Origin of the sequence: Nosocomiicoccus sp. HMSC067E10, from assembly GCF_001810835.1 — a bacterium.
GTDB classification, from domain to species: domain Bacteria; phylum Bacillota; class Bacilli; order Staphylococcales; family Salinicoccaceae; genus Nosocomiicoccus; species Nosocomiicoccus ampullae_A.
In genome coordinates this window covers 96,628-115,142 of record NZ_KV802776.1, presented here as the reverse complement: position 1 = coordinate 115,142, position 18,515 = coordinate 96,628, and the positions used below count along the sequence as shown (strand labels likewise).

Annotated in this window: 18 protein-coding genes; 9 read left to right on the top strand and 9 right to left on the bottom strand. The window is 36.5% G+C overall.

Annotated elements, in window-relative coordinates:
• Positions 1-218: 218 nt before the first annotated feature.
• The 4 genes from HMPREF2767_RS07850 to HMPREF2767_RS08785 all read left to right on the top strand — a co-directional run bounded on the left by HMPREF2767_RS07850 (position 219) and on the right by HMPREF2767_RS08785 (position 4,582).
• Complete coding sequence (locus HMPREF2767_RS07850; RefSeq protein WP_070623727.1) at positions 219-1,952, top strand: phospho-sugar mutase; 1,734 nt, start codon at positions 219-221, stop codon at positions 1,950-1,952.
• Between the two features lie 77 nt (positions 1,953-2,029).
• Entirely contained in the window at positions 2,030-3,352 is a 1,323-nt protein-coding gene (locus HMPREF2767_RS07845) for a glucose-6-phosphate isomerase (RefSeq protein ID WP_070623723.1), read from the top strand.
• 507 nt (positions 3,353-3,859) lie between these two features.
• Complete coding sequence (locus tag HMPREF2767_RS07840; protein ID WP_070623720.1) at positions 3,860-4,345, top strand: GNAT family N-acetyltransferase; 486 nt, start codon at positions 3,860-3,862, stop codon at positions 4,343-4,345.
• 69 nt (positions 4,346-4,414) lie between these two features.
• Positions 4,415-4,582, top strand: coding sequence for a hypothetical protein (locus tag HMPREF2767_RS08785; RefSeq protein WP_168162131.1), 168 nt, complete (start codon positions 4,415-4,417; stop codon positions 4,580-4,582).
• Positions 4,583-4,636: 54 nt separating this feature from the next.
• On the opposite strand, the gene HMPREF2767_RS07835 is transcribed toward HMPREF2767_RS08785, so the two are convergent.
• Complete coding sequence (locus HMPREF2767_RS07835; RefSeq protein ID WP_070623717.1) at positions 4,637-5,626, bottom strand: DUF1307 domain-containing protein; 990 nt, start codon at positions 5,624-5,626, stop codon at positions 4,637-4,639.
• Between the two features lie 247 nt (positions 5,627-5,873).
• Here HMPREF2767_RS07835 and HMPREF2767_RS07830 point away from each other — a divergent pair, with 247 nt between their 5' ends.
• Positions 5,874-6,350: a nucleoside deaminase gene (locus tag HMPREF2767_RS07830; protein WP_070623714.1), complete on the top strand. Its 477-nt coding sequence runs from the start codon at positions 5,874-5,876 to the stop codon at positions 6,348-6,350.
• 25 nt (positions 6,351-6,375) lie between these two features.
• Here the strand turns inward: HMPREF2767_RS07830 and HMPREF2767_RS07825 are convergent, their stop codons facing one another.
• From HMPREF2767_RS07825 to HMPREF2767_RS07810, 4 genes are all read right to left on the bottom strand, one after another.
• Complete coding sequence (locus HMPREF2767_RS07825; protein ID WP_148129009.1) at positions 6,376-6,591, bottom strand: hypothetical protein; 216 nt, start codon at positions 6,589-6,591, stop codon at positions 6,376-6,378.
• Between the two features lie 86 nt (positions 6,592-6,677).
• Complete coding sequence (locus HMPREF2767_RS07820) at positions 6,678-8,000, bottom strand: nucleobase:cation symporter-2 family protein (RefSeq protein WP_070623709.1); 1,323 nt, start codon at positions 7,998-8,000, stop codon at positions 6,678-6,680.
• Entirely contained in the window at positions 8,000-8,578 is a 579-nt protein-coding gene (locus tag HMPREF2767_RS07815) for a xanthine phosphoribosyltransferase (protein WP_070623706.1), read from the bottom strand. The genes HMPREF2767_RS07820 and HMPREF2767_RS07815 overlap by 1 nt, the downstream gene beginning before the upstream one ends.
• 65 nt (positions 8,579-8,643) lie before the next feature.
• Complete coding sequence (locus HMPREF2767_RS07810; RefSeq protein ID WP_070623703.1) at positions 8,644-10,152, bottom strand: amidase family protein; 1,509 nt, start codon at positions 10,150-10,152, stop codon at positions 8,644-8,646.
• Positions 10,153-10,224: 72 nt separating this feature from the next.
• Here HMPREF2767_RS07810 and HMPREF2767_RS07805 point away from each other — a divergent pair, with 72 nt between their 5' ends.
• Entirely contained in the window at positions 10,225-11,076 is an 852-nt protein-coding gene (locus tag HMPREF2767_RS07805; protein WP_070623700.1) for a DUF4097 family beta strand repeat-containing protein, read from the top strand.
• 11 nt (positions 11,077-11,087) lie between these two features.
• Here the strand turns inward: HMPREF2767_RS07805 and HMPREF2767_RS07800 are convergent, their stop codons facing one another.
• The 3 genes from HMPREF2767_RS07800 to HMPREF2767_RS07790 form a co-directional block, all read right to left on the bottom strand.
• Positions 11,088-11,756 (bottom strand): RluA family pseudouridine synthase, encoded by a 669-nt coding sequence (locus tag HMPREF2767_RS07800; protein WP_070623697.1) that lies wholly within the window; start codon positions 11,754-11,756, stop codon positions 11,088-11,090.
• A gap of 289 nt (positions 11,757-12,045) precedes the next feature.
• Positions 12,046-12,408, bottom strand: coding sequence for a hypothetical protein (locus tag HMPREF2767_RS07795; RefSeq protein WP_070623694.1), 363 nt, complete (start codon positions 12,406-12,408; stop codon positions 12,046-12,048).
• A gap of 637 nt (positions 12,409-13,045) precedes the next feature.
• Positions 13,046-13,930, bottom strand: coding sequence for a fructose bisphosphate aldolase (locus HMPREF2767_RS07790; RefSeq protein ID WP_068131119.1), 885 nt, complete (start codon positions 13,928-13,930; stop codon positions 13,046-13,048).
• Between the two features lie 110 nt (positions 13,931-14,040).
• On the opposite strand from HMPREF2767_RS07790, the gene HMPREF2767_RS07785 reads away from it, so the two are divergent.
• Together HMPREF2767_RS07785 and HMPREF2767_RS07780 are read left to right on the top strand one after the other, a co-directional pair.
• Positions 14,041-14,982 carry an ABC transporter ATP-binding protein gene (locus tag HMPREF2767_RS07785; protein WP_168162130.1) on the top strand — a complete coding sequence of 314 codons (942 nt, stop codon included), beginning with the start codon at positions 14,041-14,043 and terminating at the stop codon, positions 14,980-14,982.
• A gap of 12 nt (positions 14,983-14,994) precedes the next feature.
• Complete coding sequence (locus HMPREF2767_RS07780) at positions 14,995-15,564, top strand: nitroreductase family protein (protein WP_068131115.1); 570 nt, start codon at positions 14,995-14,997, stop codon at positions 15,562-15,564.
• A 43-nt stretch (positions 15,565-15,607) separates the two neighbouring features.
• On the opposite strand, the gene HMPREF2767_RS07775 is transcribed toward HMPREF2767_RS07780, so the two are convergent.
• Positions 15,608-17,323, bottom strand: coding sequence for an ABC transporter ATP-binding protein (locus HMPREF2767_RS07775; protein WP_070623691.1), 1,716 nt, complete (start codon positions 17,321-17,323; stop codon positions 15,608-15,610).
• Positions 17,324-17,450: 127 nt separating this feature from the next.
• Between HMPREF2767_RS07775 and HMPREF2767_RS07770 the strand changes: the two genes are divergently transcribed.
• Positions 17,451-18,512 (top strand): D-alanine--D-alanine ligase family protein, encoded by a 1,062-nt coding sequence (locus tag HMPREF2767_RS07770; protein ID WP_070623688.1) that lies wholly within the window; start codon positions 17,451-17,453, stop codon positions 18,510-18,512.
• The last annotated feature ends 3 nt before the right edge of the window (positions 18,513-18,515 follow it).

The window sequence follows — 18,515 nt, the reverse complement described above, 5'->3', positions numbered from 1 at the left end:
TCAAGTGGCTAACTTAAACTTGAAATTTAAGTTTTAGAATTGAGATTATTTAATTTTAAGTAAGTCTATGGAATTTTATTGATTAAATCTATTTCTGTAAAATTGTAAACGAGTTTAATACATTGATTTAAGGATAATTAATGAAAACCTTTTTTAACCAATGTATACTTAATATTGATAGGTACATCTTTATTTGTAATATATTAGGAGGATGAGGCGTGGATTTTAGAACGTTATATGAAACATGGGTTGACTCTCCAGATTTAGAGGAAAAGTTAAAAAAAGAATTATTAAATATACAGGATACAAAAGAAATAGAAGATCGATTTTATAAGTATTTAGAATTTGGAACAGCTGGAATGAGAGGATTGCTTGGTGCTGGTACAAATCGAATGAATACATACACGGTGCGTAAAGCGGCTTTAGGTTTAGGACGCTATATAGAGTCAAAAGGAAATGAAGCGAAAAGCCGTGGCGTCGTCATTGCTTATGATAGCCGTCATATGTCACCTGAATTTGCAATGGAAACAGCAAAGACAATCGGTAACCTTGGAATTAAAGTATACTTATTTGAAAGTTTGCGTACGACACCAGAATTATCATTTGCAGTACGCTATCTACATGCCTTTAGCGGAGTAGTTATTACAGCAAGCCATAACCCTTCAGAATACAATGGTTTTAAAGTGTACGGAGAAGATGGAGCTCAAATAGTATCAGAAGTAGCAGATGAGATTGTAGCAAGTGTAGATGCAATTACAGCTCCTTTATCAATAAAAGTGGCAGATGAAAACTCACTATTGGAAAAAGGTTTATTAACGATGATCGGTGACAAAGTGGATAACGCTTATTTAATGAATTTACAGAAACTTATAGTAAACCGATCGAGAATTAATGAAATGTCTGATGAACTATCAATTGTATATACTCCTCTACATGGAGCGGGGAATCGTCCGGTACAAGAGGCTCTTAAAATGGCAGGTTTTTTAAACGTGTCTGTTGTGGAAGAACAAGCACAACCTGATGGAGACTTCCCTACACTAGATTATCCAAACCCTGAAGAAGCTTCAGCATTTAAGCTTGCCATGGAAGAAGGGGAAAAACTCAATGCAGACGTGTTGTTAGCAACAGATCCAGATGCAGACCGTGTCGGAGTAGCAGTGCACGTTGAAGGAACTTATAAATTATTAACAGGTAACCAGATTGGTGCTATTTTATTACATTATTTAATTACAGAGAAAAAAGCACAAGGAACTTTAGAAGACAATTCGGCAGTGTTAAAAACGATTGTAACCTCTGAATTGGGTAGTGATATTGCGAAGGCACATGGTATTAAAACATTCGATGTACTCACTGGATTTAAATATATTGCAGAGAAAATGAAGGCTTTTGAAGAAACGAAAGAACATACTTTTTTATTTGGATATGAGGAAAGTTATGGATATTTAATTGGAGATTTTGTTCGTGATAAAGATGCTGCTCAAACTTGTTTATTAATTGCAGAAGTAGCAGCCTTTTATAAAAATCAAGGAAAAAACTTATATGATGGCTTACAAGAGATTTTTGAAAAGTATGGGTATTATGTAGAAGATTTACAATCGATTACATTAGAAGGAAAAGATGGTACAGCACAAATTCAAGCAATCTTAGAAGATTTCCGAAATAATCCTCCAAATGAATTCGCTAATGTTAACGTAAACGTACGTGAAGATTATCAAATACAACAACGTATGGTTGTATCGAACGGCGAATTGGAAGATATTATGTTGCCCAAATCGAATGTATTAAAATATATATTAGATAATGGTGCATGGGTTGTTATTCGTCCATCAGGAACAGAGCCAAAAATTAAATTCTATTATGGAGTGAAGGAATCATCACTAGAGGAAAGTCACTCATTCATTAGAAAATTGCATAAATCGATTGAGACTCGTTTAGTTTCGTTTTTCAAATAAAGAAAACGTTTGTAGATTATTTAGTGGTGAAATGGTAGTATATAATTATTATTTTATTTTCATTTTAGGAGTTAGCGATGGGATACTTGCATTTTTCATATGAACATGTGTTACGCTTTATTTCACAAAAAGATATAAATAGTTATGACCCAATTATCCGTCATTATCATGATTTAATTCATTCAAGAAATGGAATGGGAAAAGATTTTCTCGGTTGGTTAGATGTTCCAGTAGATGAAGTAGAATTAACACGGATCAAGACTGTTGCTGAACGAATAAAAAAGGATTCAGATGTTTTACTCGTTATCGGAGTTGGAGGTTCTTATTTAGGAGCGCATGCAGCGATTGAAATGTTAGGTGATACATTCGGGTATCTTGGGCACAAAGAAAATCATATACCAGAAATTATATTTACCGGACATCATATTAGTGCAACATATAACAAGGAATTGTTACATGCATTAAAAGATGTGGATGTTTCTATTAATATTATTTCAAAAAGTGGAACGACGACTGAACCGGGCATTGCATTCCGTATTTTCCGTACGTTTTTAGAGGAGAAGTACGGTGAAGAAGAGGCGTCTAAACGTATTTATGTCACTACAGATAAGTCGGAAGGTGCTTTAAAAGTTTTAGCTGATAAAAAAGGCTATGAAACGTTTATTATTCCTGATGATATTGGTGGAAGATATTCTGTCCTGACCCCAGTCGGATTATTACCAATGGCAGCAAGTGGGATAGATATTGATGAAGTTATAAGAGGGGCAAGGCAAGCATCAGAAGATTTAGCTATCCCGACATTACATAATAATATTGCATATCAATACGCTGTTATTAGAAATCTTTTATATGAGAAAAATTTTACAACAGAAATCTTGTCAAACTATGATCCGAAACTACGTTACTTTACAGATTGGTGGGTACAATTATTCGGGGAAAGTGAAGGAAAAGATGGGAAAGGAATTTTCCCTGCGGTTGCTAATTTTCCAACAGATTTACATTCATTAGGGCAATATATCCAAGATGGTAGACGCCAATTATTCCAAACTATTTTACGAGTGGAAGAAGAAGCTGAGACGTTATTCGTAGAACAAGATGAGGAAAACTTAGATGAATTAAATTATTTAGTAGGCAAATCACTCAATGAAATAAATCGTGTAGCTAGTGATGCTGCATTGATGGCACATGTCGATGGTGGTGTGCCGAATATGGTTTTAGATGTACCACGTCTTGATGCTTATACATTTGGTTATATTGTTTATTTTTTCAAAAAAGCATGTGTGATGAGCGGTTATTTATTAGAAATAAATCCTTTTGATCAGCCAGGTGTGGAAGCATATAAGACAAATATGTTTGAAATGCTCGGTAAGCCAGGATATGTTAGTAAAAAGAAACTGTGATAACTATACTAAACCCAAATTAATCGCCTAAATATTTAAGTAGATAATTGACTGGATGTCCCAGATTTTAGGATTTTATTCTAGTCAATTTTCTTTTATTCCCTTATTACTTTTATTTAGTAAGAATGTTTCAGAACATTTTTAAGTTTTGTGTACTACTATCAACTTAATATTTGTTCATTTTTTCATACGTTCAAAACTTTTTCTAAAAACGTGTAGTTATCAAATATTAAATGAATATTTATTAATTATTCTTTTTTAATATTTCTTGACAGCCGAAATGCATTGTAGATGTTTCATACAATAACTTTGCGGATAATTACTACACGATTTATAAGACTAGCTACAGCTTATAGTGAGATGATGTAAAAATTATATAGCTCAAAGTTTAACGTACATTGGCAGATTTTAAAGCACGTTTCCTTGATTTATTAGGGTACGTGCTTTTTGATTTTAATTTTGTTCTATACACTATGATTGGTAAAATAGAAAAAGGGGGAGATGGGTATGGATTTAATCATTCGACCAATGGAAGAGAAAGACATTCCAGATGTTCAATATGTTGCTAAAAAGAGTTGGAATCATACATATTACGATATAATTCCAGAAGAAGTGCAAAATAATTTTTTAAATTCAGCATATAGTGATGAGATGCTAAAAAAACGTCTCGAACAGATTGTTTTTGTTGCAGAAGATAAGGGAAAAATCGTTGGTTTTATTAACCTTAATGAGACAAATAAACCGAATACATATGATTTAACCGCAATATATTTGTTGCCAGCTTATCAAGGAAAAGGTATTGGTACTAAATTAATAAAACATAGTATTCAAGAAGTAGAAGTTTTTGAAGAAATATTTTTAGAAGTTGAAAAGAGTAATATTAATGCGGTTAATTTTTATAAGAAACTAGGATTTAAAATTGTAGATGAATATGATGATGAATTTGATGGACATGTCTTGAAGACATTAGAAATGTCTCTATCAAATGTTTAATAGTAAATATTTCATGAAATGATTTTGATGATTTACTATTAAAATTTTAAAATTTATGAGGGTAAACATATGAAAATGAGAAATACGATATTTACACTGTTAGTCATTAGCTTTGTAATGATGCTGCTGGCGACTCTTATACCAGAAAAACTTGGTGGATTCTTATTTTTATTTTACATCGTGCCAGGGATTTTATTTTTTGTAAGTGCTGGGATGATTGCGTATAAGAAGGATTAGTTTTCAAATTAAAAAGCACGCGCTGAAGGATTTTTCAGCTTGCGTGCTTTTATGTTATTTCTTTGTTTCTACATGTTCTAATCCATTTCCTAGAAGAGCCATCGCGATTTCTGTGTAGTTTCGTGCTTCTTCTTTTGCACTTTCATCTACTTGCTCAATACCCATTAACTGAAGAACTTTATCTAGATCTTTAACTTTTTCATAATCCATGACGCCTTCTACAGTGAATTTATCATCTTCGAATTTCATATCAAAATTCACACCGTCAAGTTTGTTTAACTCTTCATAATTTTTGGCGATATCTTTAAATTGTTCTTCTGCAGCTTTTTTATCTGCTAAGCCAAGCGATTCATATGACTGTTCGTTATAAGTTGTCTGTTTTAAAATTTTGTTGTTTCCGTCTTGTAAAACAGATACTTCATAAATATAGCCTTCTTGTTCAAGAAGGAATACTTCACTCGATTCTTCACCTTCAAGATAATATCCTTGTTTTTTAAAGTTATCTACACTTAATTCATAGCTTACAAACTGTGATTCTGTACCAGAGTCAGGTAGTGATGACACTACACTGAAATCTGCGACTGTGTAGTCGACTTTGAATGTTTCGATGAAAGTATCATCATTAAATTCTACTGAGTATTCGACACCTTCTTGGTCTTTATATTTTTCTTCATCACCGAATTCTTTAACCTTTTCTTGTGCCTCTTTTTTGTCTTTCACACCAAGTGTGCTGTATTCGCCCTCAGTGACCTGGTTTTGTTCCAGTAATACGTCATCTGCATGTTTCATTTCGATTGTACTAAGTAAGCCGTCTGCTTCTTTTTTCATGATGTTAGTCGTAGCTTTCGCCTCATCATATTCAGGTTTCTTAGATGACTCACTATTCTCTTCGCCCTCAGTGTCTGTCGATTCTTCTTTCTCAACTTCCTCTGTCTTTTCATCCGCTGACTCATTACTAGTATTCGTGTCTTTATCTTCATTAGAAGAACACGCAACGAGCGTTATAAAAGATAGGGCCAGCAGGACCATCCAAAACTTTTTCATTTAAATTTCTCCTATCAAATATGTAGTAATTAAAGCAAAATTACTAACAGGTCTCATTTAAGGAACTTAATCAAAAACCGTTACGGCAGTGTTCCTTATTCTTAAAATTACCTAATTGAGATATTTTTAAACTCAAAATTATAAAATAATAGACGAGGTTGGACTTATGCCTAACTCAATTCAGTGATTTATAATCTGTTTCAGATTAGAATAGAAAGTAAGTATAGAAAGGATTAGGAGTGTAATTATGCTGACAAATAAAGAAAAAGAATATCTTGAACTCGCTGTTAGTCTTGCAGAAGAGGCGTTAAATAAAGGAGACCAACCGTTTGGTTCAGTGCTTGTTAGTAAGGAAGGGGAGATACTATTTAAAGACCATAATAGAATTTCTACCGGAGATAATACGAAGCACCCTGAACTTCATATCGCACAGTGGGCGAGTGTGAACTTATCTGAGGAAGAAAGAAAAGAAGCGGTCGTGTACACTTCAGGCGAACACTGTCCGATGTGCGCAAATGCACATGCAATAAACGGACTAGGTAAGATTGTCTATGCAACGAGTAGTGCACAGTTTAGAAAGTGGCAGAAAGAATTCGGAGTAGAAGCTGGACGCGTGAGACCCTTAAGAATTACAGATATTGCTGAAGATATCGAAGTAATTGGTCCAGTTAAAGAATTTGAAGATAGAGTAAAAGCACTTCATAAGGAGTACTATAGAAAATAGAGTTTTAGAGTGGTTTTTCATCTTTTTAGGGGTGGTTCGGACGAATCGTCGGCGAGATGAAAAACTCCCCGTCGCTATGGCGGCTATCGTCGGCGAGTTTTTGGTACACCGACGCAAAATGACGAATCGTCGGCGAAAAACCGAAAATCTCGAAATTCACCGACGATTCGGTGATTCCCGTCGGCGAATAGAAATTTCGCCGACGATAGTGCTGTCTGCGTCGGTGGGATTTGAGATTCACCGACGATTCCCCAAAAATCCAAGAAACCCTCATCAAACTACATCCGAAACCTACAAAAATAAGCGCACTCCCATGAGTGCGCTCTATTATTTTGCGTCATCTTCTGCCGCTTCATATATTTGATCTTTTATTTCATCGCTTGGTTCTAAGTTAAAGTTTAATACGATATTTAAAATGATTGCCGATAAACTACCCATTACAATTCCACTTTCTGTGATAACAGAAATACTTGACGGGAGACTACTGAAGACGTCTGGTACTGCAGTGACTCCAAGCCCGAGTGCGAGTGAGATCGCGACGACCATTAAGTTATTTTGGTTTTCAAAGTTTACTGTGCTAAGCATTTTGATTCCGTATGCACTGACCATTCCGAACATCGCAATCATTGCGCCACCTAAGACGGATTCTGGTATTGCGAGTGTTGCTGCTCCAATTTTTGGCATCAGCCCTAAAATCATAAGCATAACTCCAGCGATGTAAATAATTTTCAATTTACGTACACCAGACAGTTGAATGAGTCCGACGTTTTGACTGAATGTCGTATAAGGCAGTGAGTTAAATAGTCCTCCGAGCATAATCGCAAAACCTTCTGCACGGTATCCACGTTTTAAATCTGCTTCACGAATTTCTTTATCAGTAATATCTCCGAGCGCGAAATAGACTCCTGTAGATTCTACTAAACTCACCATCGCAACTAATATAAGCGTCAGTATCGGTACTAAGTGGAATTCTGGTGTTCCGAAGTAAAAGACGACCGGTAAGTGTAACCATGATGCCTCTTTTACTGGAGATAAATCGACTTGTCCGAAAAAGGCTGCAATAATCGTCCCGACGATGATTCCAATTAATATCGCGATGGATGCGAAAAATCCGCGTGCAAATTTTAAAACGACGAGTATAATAAGTAACGTTATAAATCCGAGCGAGACATTTTCAATCGATGCGAAATCTTCTGCACCTTGGCCTCCAGCGAAGTTATTTAAAGCAACTGGAATGAGTGTTAAACCGATAATTGTGACGACCGTTCCTGTTACAACTGGAGGGAAGAATTTTATCAGTTTACTAAAGTATCTTGCGACGATAACGACGAATAACCCTGCGGATAAAATTGCCCCGTACACACTTTGGATACTATATGTATTTGCAATGTTGATGATCGGTCCGACGGCGGTAAATGCACATCCTAGTACGACTGGGAGTCCAATTCCCATAAATTTGTTTTTCCATACTTGTAAAATAGTAGCGACACCGCACATCATAATATCAATTGAGATTAAATACGTCAGTTGTGCAGTCGTTAGGCCAATCGAGGAACCAACGATTAACGGCACGATCACGGCACCTGCGTACATCGCAAGTACGTGCTGCAGTCCGAGTGAAGCATCTTTAAGATGCTGTCTTTGCTCCATTAATTGTCACCTACGAATTTGACTTGTTTATCGTACATCGACTCGATGCGTGCAAGTGACTCTACGCGGTATCCTTTATCGCGTAAAATTTTACCGCCACTTTGGAATGCCTTTTCTATGACGATTCCAACACCGACAATTTCTGCACCGGATTGTTCAACGACGTCAATAAGAGCGCCCGCCGCTTCACCGTTTGCTAAGAAGTCATCGATGATGAGTACTTTATCATCTTTACTTAAAAACTTTTTCGCTACTGCGATCGTGTTCGTCTCTTGCTTTGTATATGAAAACACTTGTGACGTGTATAAGTCATCGCTTAACGTTAACGATTGTCTTTTTCGTCCGAAAACAACTGGGATATCTAAAAGTAAACCGACCATCACAGATGGTGCGATCCCTGAAGATTCGAGTGTTAACACTTTATTGAACTCGACGTCTTCAAATCGGTGAATAAACTCTTGTCCAACTTCTTTCATTAGTAGAGGATCGATTTGGTGATTTAAAAATGAATCAACTTTCAGTACATTTTCGTTTAAGGCTTCACCGTCATTTAATATGCGCTGTTTTAAAAGGTCCATAGTAATCTCCATTCAATTTATTAGTGTATAAATAATATCAAACTCTTCCCTTTATAACAATATCGTTAACGCTTCTTCGGATGAAAAACTTTCGTGTCTAATCGTCCGGCGTTCTCAATTTCTAAAGCGAGTTGTAGTAATTTATCTTCTTCACCTTTACGTGCGATAAACATGCTTCCGACAGGTAAGCCTTCGTCTGTATTATATAGCGGAAGACTAATTGCGGGTTGTCCGGTTAAGTTGATCGTCCATGTGTACGGACTATACGCGCTGCTCGTTTTAAAGACGTCTTCAAAAATATGAGATACTTCATCGTCTGATAAACTTTCTATATTTTCGAGTTTTTTAAATGCCTCATCTGATGGTTTGAACTGATCGATGTCTTTTGTCGGACCATTCATTGTTGGTGTTAAGTAAAAGTCATAGCCGTTATCGTCTAAAAATCGGTGATACTGTTCACTTAACGTATCCCAGTAGCTAAGTGACTGTGTGTACATCCATCCAGGTACTTTTAAGCCTGCATAGTACATACCGTATGAGATAAGTTCGACATCGTCTTTTGTAATCTCACGGCCTAAACTTTGCTCCATAGATTTAAACATCGCAGCAGTTTCTACCATGTTCATAGTGAAGTATGAATGAATTGCTTTTTGCCCGTCGACTGGTACAGTGTCTTCTACAACTTCGTGACCGAGTGATTCAAGCACTTCGACTGTATATTTTAAGCTTTTAACAGCTTCATCGTTTACTTCTGAACCAATGGGAGATTCCGCACTATACGCAATTTTTAAGCGTTTCTTAGGCGGTGTAAGTTCGCGTATCGTAAGTGGCGGTGCAATATACGGCGCTGCAGGTGGCTGGACGTCCATCATCTTTAGAAGTTCGTACGTTTCTCTCACTGATTTTGTTAAAAAGAAATCAATGGACGCACCTTGCCATTGTCTATAACTTCCCGGACCGCTTGTGACGCGTCCTCTTGTCGGTTTTAAGCCGATTAAACCGTTAAAACTTGCCGGTATACGAATCGAACCACCTCCGTCACTTCCGGAAGCGGCAGGGACGAGTCCAGCTTTTAACGCAGCTGCCGCGCCACCACTTGAACCACCTGAAGAGAGTGGTCGACCAAATGGTGCGTAAGAATTTCCTAAAAGATCTGAATCAGTGACCATCTTAAACCCGAATTCTGGGACATTTGTTCGTCCGACGATGACAAACCCGTTTTCAATGAGTCGAGTTACAAAGTTGCTCGAAGTTTTTGCGATGTAGTCTTTAAATAAATAGGAACCATTTGTCGCTTTAATACCTTCTTCTTCTTGCCCGAGGTCTTTAACGACAATTGGCACCCCGTAAAATGGAGGCAATGTTTTTATTTCTTCTAAAGATAATGTACTCAACGCTTTGTCCATTTCTCGTGCGGTACGGAGTGCTTTATCTTTTTCTATATGAATGACAGCGTTCATGTCGTCGTAATGCTCGATATTATGTAACGCACGCTCGACGAGATCTGTGACGCTGACTTCTTTTTGTTTTACTTTTTCGCTATAGTATAATGAATCGTGATGAAATAATGTCATGAGAATTCTCCTTTACGTCTTTACAGTTAGTATATATAAGAAAATTAGTTTTAAAAAGGAAGGTGCCACGAAATGGACCGTTATGAGTATTTAGGGACTGTGAAGTATCATTTACAATCCCTCCCAACTAAACGACAAGATAAAATAATCGATAAATTGATGAATCGCTTTCGAGACAGTGAGGATGATGACGCACTAATAAAAGAATTAGGTGCCCCGGAAGCACTTGCTGAAAAGTATTTATATAGTAAAAAAGATTTAACGATTGATGAAGATATTACGCACTTTAGTTTTGAGACGACGTTTGTCCCAGTTTATGTGTATGAATCAGACGATGAAGATTTGCATTTTAACGTAACGAAAGATATTGACTTGGAAAACGTTCAATATGAAATTAAAGACGGGGTTTTTCATCTGAATTTAAAGCTGTCTCATGCAAATAAAAACACGCGATTAGACATCTATTTACCAGATAAAGAAATCGAGCGACTTGAAATGACGCAGCATTACAGTTCAATTCATGCGGACAGTATAAAAGCGAAAGATATACAATTTAAAAATGACGTCGGGCAAGTATTAGTGAAGAGAGTAGAAGCGGATACGCTCACGTGTTATCTCCAAACGGGAGAGATGCGAATTGATGACGTCGATACGAACCATTTAAAATTTAACGTCAGTACTGGGAAGCTCGTTTTAAATAATGTCAATCCGGATCAACATATCGACGGGAAAGTTGCGACAGGTAACGCGATGGTTACGTTAAAAGAGATGTTTAAAAATAACGAGTTAACGTTAAAAGAGCAATTTGGATTACTCGATATTGAAGGTTACGACGATACGCTAGATGGAGAGGTCCTCGGAGACGGGGAGTATAAAGTGAAGCTCGTCGTCAGTTACGGTACGTTAATGATAGACACGAATTAAGTCAAATAGACTTAATTCGTGAATCTATTCCAAGGATAGCGGTTTGGCGGTTGGCTAGTTACAGTGATGATTTCATCTTTAGTTGGATGTTTAAATTTGATTTCAGAACTCCATAAAGCGATTTGTTCGCCGACTGTACTATTTTTGTTATATCGTTGATCCCCGAAAATTGGAGTATTTTGATTTGATAGTTGTACGCGGATTTGATGTGAACGACCGGTATGAAGTTTAACCTCGAGTAGGCTAAGTGCTTCATCTACACCGATTGTTTTATAATCAAGCACTGCGCGCTTTGCGTCCTTTGTATTTTTACTCGTAACATAAGACGTGTTCGTCTTACGGTTTTTAACTAAATAGTCTTCAAGCGTGCCACTTTGTTTTAGATAACCTTCAATGACCGTTAAGTATTTGCGCTCGAACGTCTGTTTACGAATTTCATTTGAAAGGCGACTCGCACCTTTAGACGTTTTCGCAAACACAATCGCACCACCAACTGGACGGTCGAGACGATGGACGAGACCTAAAAAGACATTGCCCGGTTTATTGTATTTTTCTTTAATATATTCTTTTACGATCGTCAGCATGTCTTTATCATTCGAATCATCCGCCTGAACCGGTATATTATTCGGCTTCGTCACAACAATGACATGATTGTCTTCGTATAATATTTCTAAAGTCATAGTTTAACCTTCTTTGTAATAGTAATTCAATTCAACGGTATCACAATAATTAGTATAAGACGAATGAAATATAAAAAGTCCTTCACAAGTCATAATATTTTGAGACTATCTCTAAATAGTTATGTAGTGCGAAGGACTTTTAGTTTGATAAAAAACTTTCGTGAATTCAATCATAAACTCCTATTCTAAGTTAAAGGGTTTCCAAACAAGTAAATTAAAATAAATGCAACGAGAAAACCGAGTAAGAATATACCGAGGTACTTCGAGTTTTTCATTATAAATCAACTCCTCATAATTTACTTAAATTATTTGCATTAATTTGACAGTTACCTGATGAATCACAGACGCTCATATTACCTTCTTTTGTAACGATGATATAGTAGCCAGGTGGATAAGTGGTACCAACAAGAGCTTTTTCTACCCACTCTAATCCATTTGCAACCCAATATGATGCATTGTGTCCAGTAGTATATTCTATAACACCATCAACTAAATAACCTACTAACACACCACCGACAAAAATAGCTATAGCAGATGCAGAATTTTGCTCCACTTCACTGTTGGTATTATAATGCATTTCATCATAATTTTTTTCATAATTAGAGGAAGCGGATACAAAAGAATTGTTAAGTATAAACGATGTAGTTAACATAATAACAATTGCAAATGATGAACAAATTTTTTAGTAAACATTATTATCACCTCCATTCAATATTACTTAAATACCCTTAAATTTTAATTTTAAACATAATATTTAATTTTGAATATGATTAAGAAATATAAAGGTATTATGAAATATAAAATTAAATTATAATAAGTTTAATAAATAAAATTTGTTAAAAATATTTTCTAAAAACACATATTTTTGATTTTATAAACTTTTCAAATGATTTTTAGGAGAGCTGTAGGAGTTCTTTTGCTATTTTATCTTGAATCGTCGGCGAGATGAATAACTCACCGTCGCTGTGAGGGTTATCGTCGGCGAGTTTTTGGTACACCGACGCAAAATCCAGTATCGTCGGCGAAAAATGAGAAATCGCGAATTTCACCGACGATTCGATGATTCCCGTCGGCGAATAGAAATTTCGCCGACGAAAGTCCTGTTAGCGTCGGTGGGGAATCGAATTCACCGACGATTCGCCAGAATCATCGGCGAGATTCAACTATCACCGACGATTCCACCATACCAACTCACCACGCAGCTAAATCTAACCAATCGAACCGATGAAACACCCTGAAAAATAGAAAAAACCGAAATTCGATTAGAATTTCGGTTTTATCATCTTTAATTATTTCTTGTTAACTGAAGCGTCGTAGATTTTTTCTACTGAATCAGCGAGTAGGTTGTTGAATTCTTCATCAGTTTGATCGACTGATAATCCTTCTGTTAAACCGCGTGAGAAACTCGCGATGATTCCTTCGTTTTCTTTTAATAGTTCGTTTGCTGTTGCACGGCTGTATCCACCTGATAATGCAACGACACGAATGACGCGTTTGTGGTCGACTAATTCTTTGAAGTTATTTCTTACTGAAGGAATTGTCAGTTTAAGCATGACGTCTTGTCCTTCTTCTAACTTATCTAGCTCTTCTAAAATCGCTACTTTTAAAATGTCCTCGATTTTTTCTTTGTCTTTAGAGTTGATGTCAACTTCAGGCTCGATGATCGGTACTAACCCTTTAGCTAAGATTTTCTTACCGATTTCGAATTGTTGTTCTACAACTTCTTTAATCGGACCTTCGTTTGCTTCGTGGATTACTGAACGCATTTTTGTACCGAAGATGCCGTGTTCATTTGCACGGTCTAATAACTCATCAAGTTCAGGCATTGGTTTCATTAATTGAACGCCGTTTTCTTCATCAGCAAGTCCTTTATCTACTTTTAAGAATGGCGCGATACCTTTGTCTCTTAAGTATTCCGCAGTGTATTTACCGTCAACTTTACTTTCCATCGTTTGTTCGAAAAGAATTGCACCTAAGATTTTGTCGCTAGTAAATGCTGGTGACGTAACGATACGTGTACGCATTTGGTGTACAAGATCGAACATTTCCTCTTCAGTATCGTAGCTATCTTCAGCGATACCGTATAAACGTAAAGCTTTAGGTGTTGAACCTCCACTTTGGTCTAACGCTGCAATAAATCCATTACCGTTTTTAACTTTGTCTAAATGTGACATGTATGAATTCCCACTCCTAAAATAATATTAAGCATAATCGCTCATCATCTATATTATGCTAGATTTCTCGATTTAGTTCAATATGTAAGCAATTTATGTATAATATAATTATGGATAAAGTACAACTAACTCAAGTGAGTAAGCATTTCGGAGATATGAGTGCATTACGAAACGTAAATATAAATATAAAAGAAGGAGAATGTTTGGCAATTGTCGGTCCGTCAGGATCAGGCAAAAGTACAATTTTACGCATAATTGCTGGACTCCTTGAACCGTCACATGGTGAAGTGTATATCGATGGTCAAAGAATGACCGATGCTAAACCGAAGGACCGTAATTTAACATTTGTGTTTCAAAACCTTGCACTGTACCCGCATTTAACAGTGAAACAAAATATCGAGTTTAGTATAAAGAAAAGTATGAGTAAAGAGGTGCTCAGAACTCACGTTGAAACGATTGCGACTGAACTTGGTATTAAACGACATTTAGAAAAACTTCCGAACGAATTGTCAGGCGGTGAGCGTCAGCGTGTCGCTCTAGCTAGAAGTCTAGCGACAAATGCGGATATTATATTAATGGATGAACCACTCGCTAGTCTTGACACGAGTTTAAAACGAGAAATTACTGACTTAATTTTACGCATTAAAACTGAAGAAGAGAAGACGATTATATATGTTACGCATGATCATAATGAGGCGATGAAATTAGGAGATAAAATACTCGTTCTTAAAGACGGAGAAGTCGAGCAATTTAGTGACGCGTCTAAAGTGTATCGTTATCCAAATAATCCGTTCGTTGCACAGTTTTTCGGGACGTATCCGATGAACGTCTTTAAAGACAACGGTAAATTATTCGCTATAAGACGAGAAGATATAAAAATCGTTGACGATGGAATTCCAGTAACCGTCGATGATGTTGAAATCGTCGGAGGGGATGCATTTGTTTCATTTACATATCTGAGTCAACCGATGGTATTACTAGCGAGAGACGAGAACGTAACTGTTCACGATGACATTCATATACAGTTTAAATTACTACACGAATTTCAATAAGGAGAATGACCAATGAGCGTAATTGAACCAATTTTAAATAGAAAAAGTACGAAGATATTTAAGAAAACAGAACCGATTTCTAAAGAAGCGGTTGAAACGATTATAGAGGCTGCAATCCAAGCGCCGAACCATCACATTACTGAACCTTGGAAGTTTATTGTCATGCAAGGAGAAAACATGCAGCAGTTTTATGATGCGGCAATGGAATTCCAAAAAAACCGTGACATTAGTGAAGAAGAATTTGAGCGTATGAAAGTTAAAATGGTCAGTAAAACGATGGTTGCTCCAACTGTTATTTTAGCGGTCTATAGTAAAAATAAAAATAAGACACGCGGTAAATACGAAGAAGACATTTTAGCGGTCGGTGCAGCAATTCAAAATATGCTTATTCAAGCGACGAGTATGGGCATCGATTCTATTTGGAAGACTGGGCCAGTTTATAATGCTACAGAAGTAAAGTCAGCACTAGGTATAGAGGAAGACGAAGAAGTTGTAGGCGCAATTTTCTTTGGAGAAAACGACAACGCAAAAGAACTTCTTAGAAAACGTACTGATAAACAAGAAAAAACAATTTGGCTATAAAAATAACTATCCTTTTATATTAAAAAGGATGGTTATTTTGTGTTTATAATGCTGCAAATTGTGCATCGTGTAACGCTCGGTAAAGACCTTCGCTATTTTCTAGTAATTCTTCGTGTGATCCGGATTCTTCAATACCGTTTGGTGTCACAACTAAAATACGATCTGCGTTTTTAATTGTCGCAAGTCGATGAGCGATAACTAAAGTCGTACGACCGACTGCGAGTCGGTTTAACGCGGATTGTATTTCTCGCTCTGTTTCAGTATCTAATGCACTTGTCGCTTCGTCTAGTATTAGAATCGGTGGATTTTTTAAGAACATACGTGCAATCGAAATTCTTTGTTTTTGTCCACCAGATAATTTCACGCCGCGTTCACCGACGACTGTGTCTAAGCCTTTAGCATAACTATCGACAAGATCTTTTAACTGTGCTTTTTCAAGCGCATCGTATATTTCTTCATCGGTCGCATCAGGTTTACCATATGCGACGTTTTCTCTTAACGTTCCTGAGAATAGAAATACATCTTGTTGAACGATACCGATGTTTTCTCTAAGTGATTTTAATGAGTATTCCTTAATGTTCGTGCCGTCTATCGTAATTGCACCGTCAGACACTTCATAAAATCTCGGAAGTAAACTCGTAATTGTCGTTTTACCTGCACCACTTGGCCCGACAAGTGCGACAGTTTCTCCAGGAGTTACGTTAAACGATAAGTCGTTTAAGATTTTTTTATCCTCATATGAGAATGAGACGTTTTGGTAGACGATTTCGCCTTTAGGATTTTCAAGCGCTATTGGATTTTCAACTTCTTTAATTTCTGATTCGACGGCCATCGTTTCAGTAAAGTGTTTAAATCCAGCAATACCATTTGGATATAATTCGATGACGGCGTTAATTTTTTCGAGTGGTTTAAATAATATATTTGAAATTAAAATAAACGCAGCGAAATCCCCGTAAGAGATTTTATCGTTTAATACGAAGTACGCACCCGCAATTAAGATGAATACTGTCACAAAACGCATGAGCATATATGAAATTGAGTTGTTTAACGCCATGATTTTATATGCTTTAAGTTTTGTCGCTCTAAAGCGTGAGTTAATTGCTTTAAATGCTTTAATTTCATCTTCCTCACGAGCGAATGCTTGAACGAGGCGAATTCCACCGATTTTATCTTCAATTAAATGGTTGAATTCAGAGACACGTCCGAATAATTCTCTAAACGCAACTGTCATCTTTTTGTTGAAATAAATAGCGATGATTAAAATCAGCGGTACGATCACAAATGAAATGACAGCAAGTTCAGGGTTAATCCAGAACATAATTCCAAATGCACCGAGTAGTGTCATCACGGCAATAAATAAGTCTTCTGGCCCGTGGTGTGCTATCTCACCGATATTCATGAGATCGTTTGTTAAACGTGTTAACAACTTACCTGTTTTTGTATTGTCAAAATATCTGTACGATAAATATTGAATGTGACTATATAAGTCGTTACGGATATCTCGTTCAATATTTGTACCGAGTAGATGTCCGTAATACGTCACGACATACTGTAAAAACGTATTGAGTATGTATACAGCGAGTAATCCAACTGTTGCGAGTAATATAATTTTAAAGTTACCTGTCGGCAGTAAATTATCTATAAAACCACTGACGATGAGTGGGAAAAGTAACTCTAATAATCCGACAAACACTGCTGATGAAAAATCAATCATAAACAGCGTCTTGTACGGTTTATAATATGAAAAGAATCGCTTCATATAGCACCAGCCCTTAAATAAGATTATCAAAATTATAACATAATAAAATTACGACACTTAAAAAGAATGATTTATAAATAATGAATATGATAAAATAAAAACGAATTTATGAAAAAGGACGAATCATATGAATAAATTAAATATTGGGTTAATATACGGTGGAAAATCAACGGAGTATGAAGTATCACTTCGTTCAGCGAAAAGTGTGTTAGATGCGCTCGATAAAGAAAAATATAACGTACGTTTAATTCACGTACTAAAAACCGGCGAGTGGGTCACTACAACAGATTTAACAGAAATCGACTTAACATTAGTCGACGAAAAAGAAACGATGAAAGTGATTCCGGGTAATCAATTTGAGACGGAGTCTCGCGAAATTCAACTCGATTCAATCTTCTCAGTACTGCATGGTACATATGGTGAAGATGGCAACGTTCAAGGATTACTTGAATGTGCGAACGTCGCTTATGTCGGCTGTGATACGAAAGGTAGCGCAGTCGCTATGGACAAAGACGTGACAAAAAGGTTACTCGATTACCATCATATTCAAGTGGCAAACGGAATCGTCGTTCATTCTTATGAAAAGGATGTCGTCGATTTTAACTTAATTGAGGAAGCACTCGGTTTACCGATGTTTATAAAACCTGCGAACCAAGGTTCTTCAGTCGGTGTGAGTAAAGTAGAGAATGAAGACGAGTTTAATCATGCTTTAAACGACGCATTTAAATTTGACGATAAAGTACTCATAGAAACGGCGATTGTCGGTCGTGAAATCGAAGTGTCTGTCCTTGGCAATGACGAGTTAATAGTATCGATTCCAGGTGAAATTGTTTCAAACGTTGACTTTTACGATTACGAATCAAAATACTTAACAGATGACGGTGCGACGCTAATCATTCCTGCTAAACTGACAGAGGACGAAACGAAAAAAATTCAAGAAGTCGCAGAAAATACTTACCGCACTTTAGACTCTTTAGGATATGCACGTGTAGACGTATTTTTAACTGAAGATGGAGAAGTGATTGTAAACGAAGTCAACACGTTACCTGGATTTACATCGATTTCAATGTATCCAAAACTAATGGAACAAAGCGGTATACCGTATAGTGAATTACTCGACCGATTAATCGATTTAAGTATTGAAAGGTATAACGAAAAAAATAAGTTAACACGTGATTCTGGATTTTAATTT

Bases quoted from the DNA above. Each gene is read 5' to 3' on its own strand.
- HMPREF2767_RS07845 (WP_070623723.1), top strand. From the start codon at position 2,030: ATGGGATACTTGCATTTTTCATATGAACATGTGTTACGCTTTATTTCA.
- HMPREF2767_RS07840 (WP_070623720.1), top strand. From the start codon at position 3,860: ATGGATTTAATCATTCGACCAATGGAAGAGAAAGACATTCCAGATGTT.
- HMPREF2767_RS08785 (WP_168162131.1), top strand. From the start codon at position 4,415: ATGAAAATGAGAAATACGATATTTACACTGTTAGTCATTAGCTTTGTA.
- HMPREF2767_RS07835 (WP_070623717.1), bottom strand. From the start codon at position 5,626: ATGAAAAAGTTTTGGATGGTCCTGCTGGCCCTATCTTTTATAACGCTC.
- HMPREF2767_RS07830 (WP_070623714.1), top strand. From the start codon at position 5,874: ATGCTGACAAATAAAGAAAAAGAATATCTTGAACTCGCTGTTAGTCTT.
- HMPREF2767_RS07820 (WP_070623709.1), bottom strand. From the start codon at position 8,000: ATGGAGCAAAGACAGCATCTTAAAGATGCTTCACTCGGACTGCAGCAC.
- HMPREF2767_RS07815 (WP_070623706.1), bottom strand. From the start codon at position 8,578: ATGGACCTTTTAAAACAGCGCATATTAAATGACGGTGAAGCCTTAAAC.
- HMPREF2767_RS07810 (WP_070623703.1), bottom strand. From the start codon at position 10,152: ATGACATTATTTCATCACGATTCATTATACTATAGCGAAAAAGTAAAA.
- HMPREF2767_RS07805 (WP_070623700.1), top strand. From the start codon at position 10,225: ATGGACCGTTATGAGTATTTAGGGACTGTGAAGTATCATTTACAATCC.
- HMPREF2767_RS07800 (WP_070623697.1), bottom strand. From the start codon at position 11,756: ATGACTTTAGAAATATTATACGAAGACAATCATGTCATTGTTGTGACG.
- HMPREF2767_RS07795 (WP_070623694.1), bottom strand. From the start codon at position 12,408: ATGTTAACTACATCGTTTATACTTAACAATTCTTTTGTATCCGCTTCC.
- HMPREF2767_RS07790 (WP_068131119.1), bottom strand. From the start codon at position 13,930: ATGTCACATTTAGACAAAGTTAAAAACGGTAATGGATTTATTGCAGCG.
- HMPREF2767_RS07785 (WP_168162130.1), top strand. From the start codon at position 14,041: ATGGATAAAGTACAACTAACTCAAGTGAGTAAGCATTTCGGAGATATG.
- HMPREF2767_RS07780 (WP_068131115.1), top strand. From the start codon at position 14,995: ATGAGCGTAATTGAACCAATTTTAAATAGAAAAAGTACGAAGATATTT.
- HMPREF2767_RS07775 (WP_070623691.1), bottom strand. From the start codon at position 17,323: ATGAAGCGATTCTTTTCATATTATAAACCGTACAAGACGCTGTTTATG.
- HMPREF2767_RS07770 (WP_070623688.1), top strand. From the start codon at position 17,451: ATGAATAAATTAAATATTGGGTTAATATACGGTGGAAAATCAACGGAG.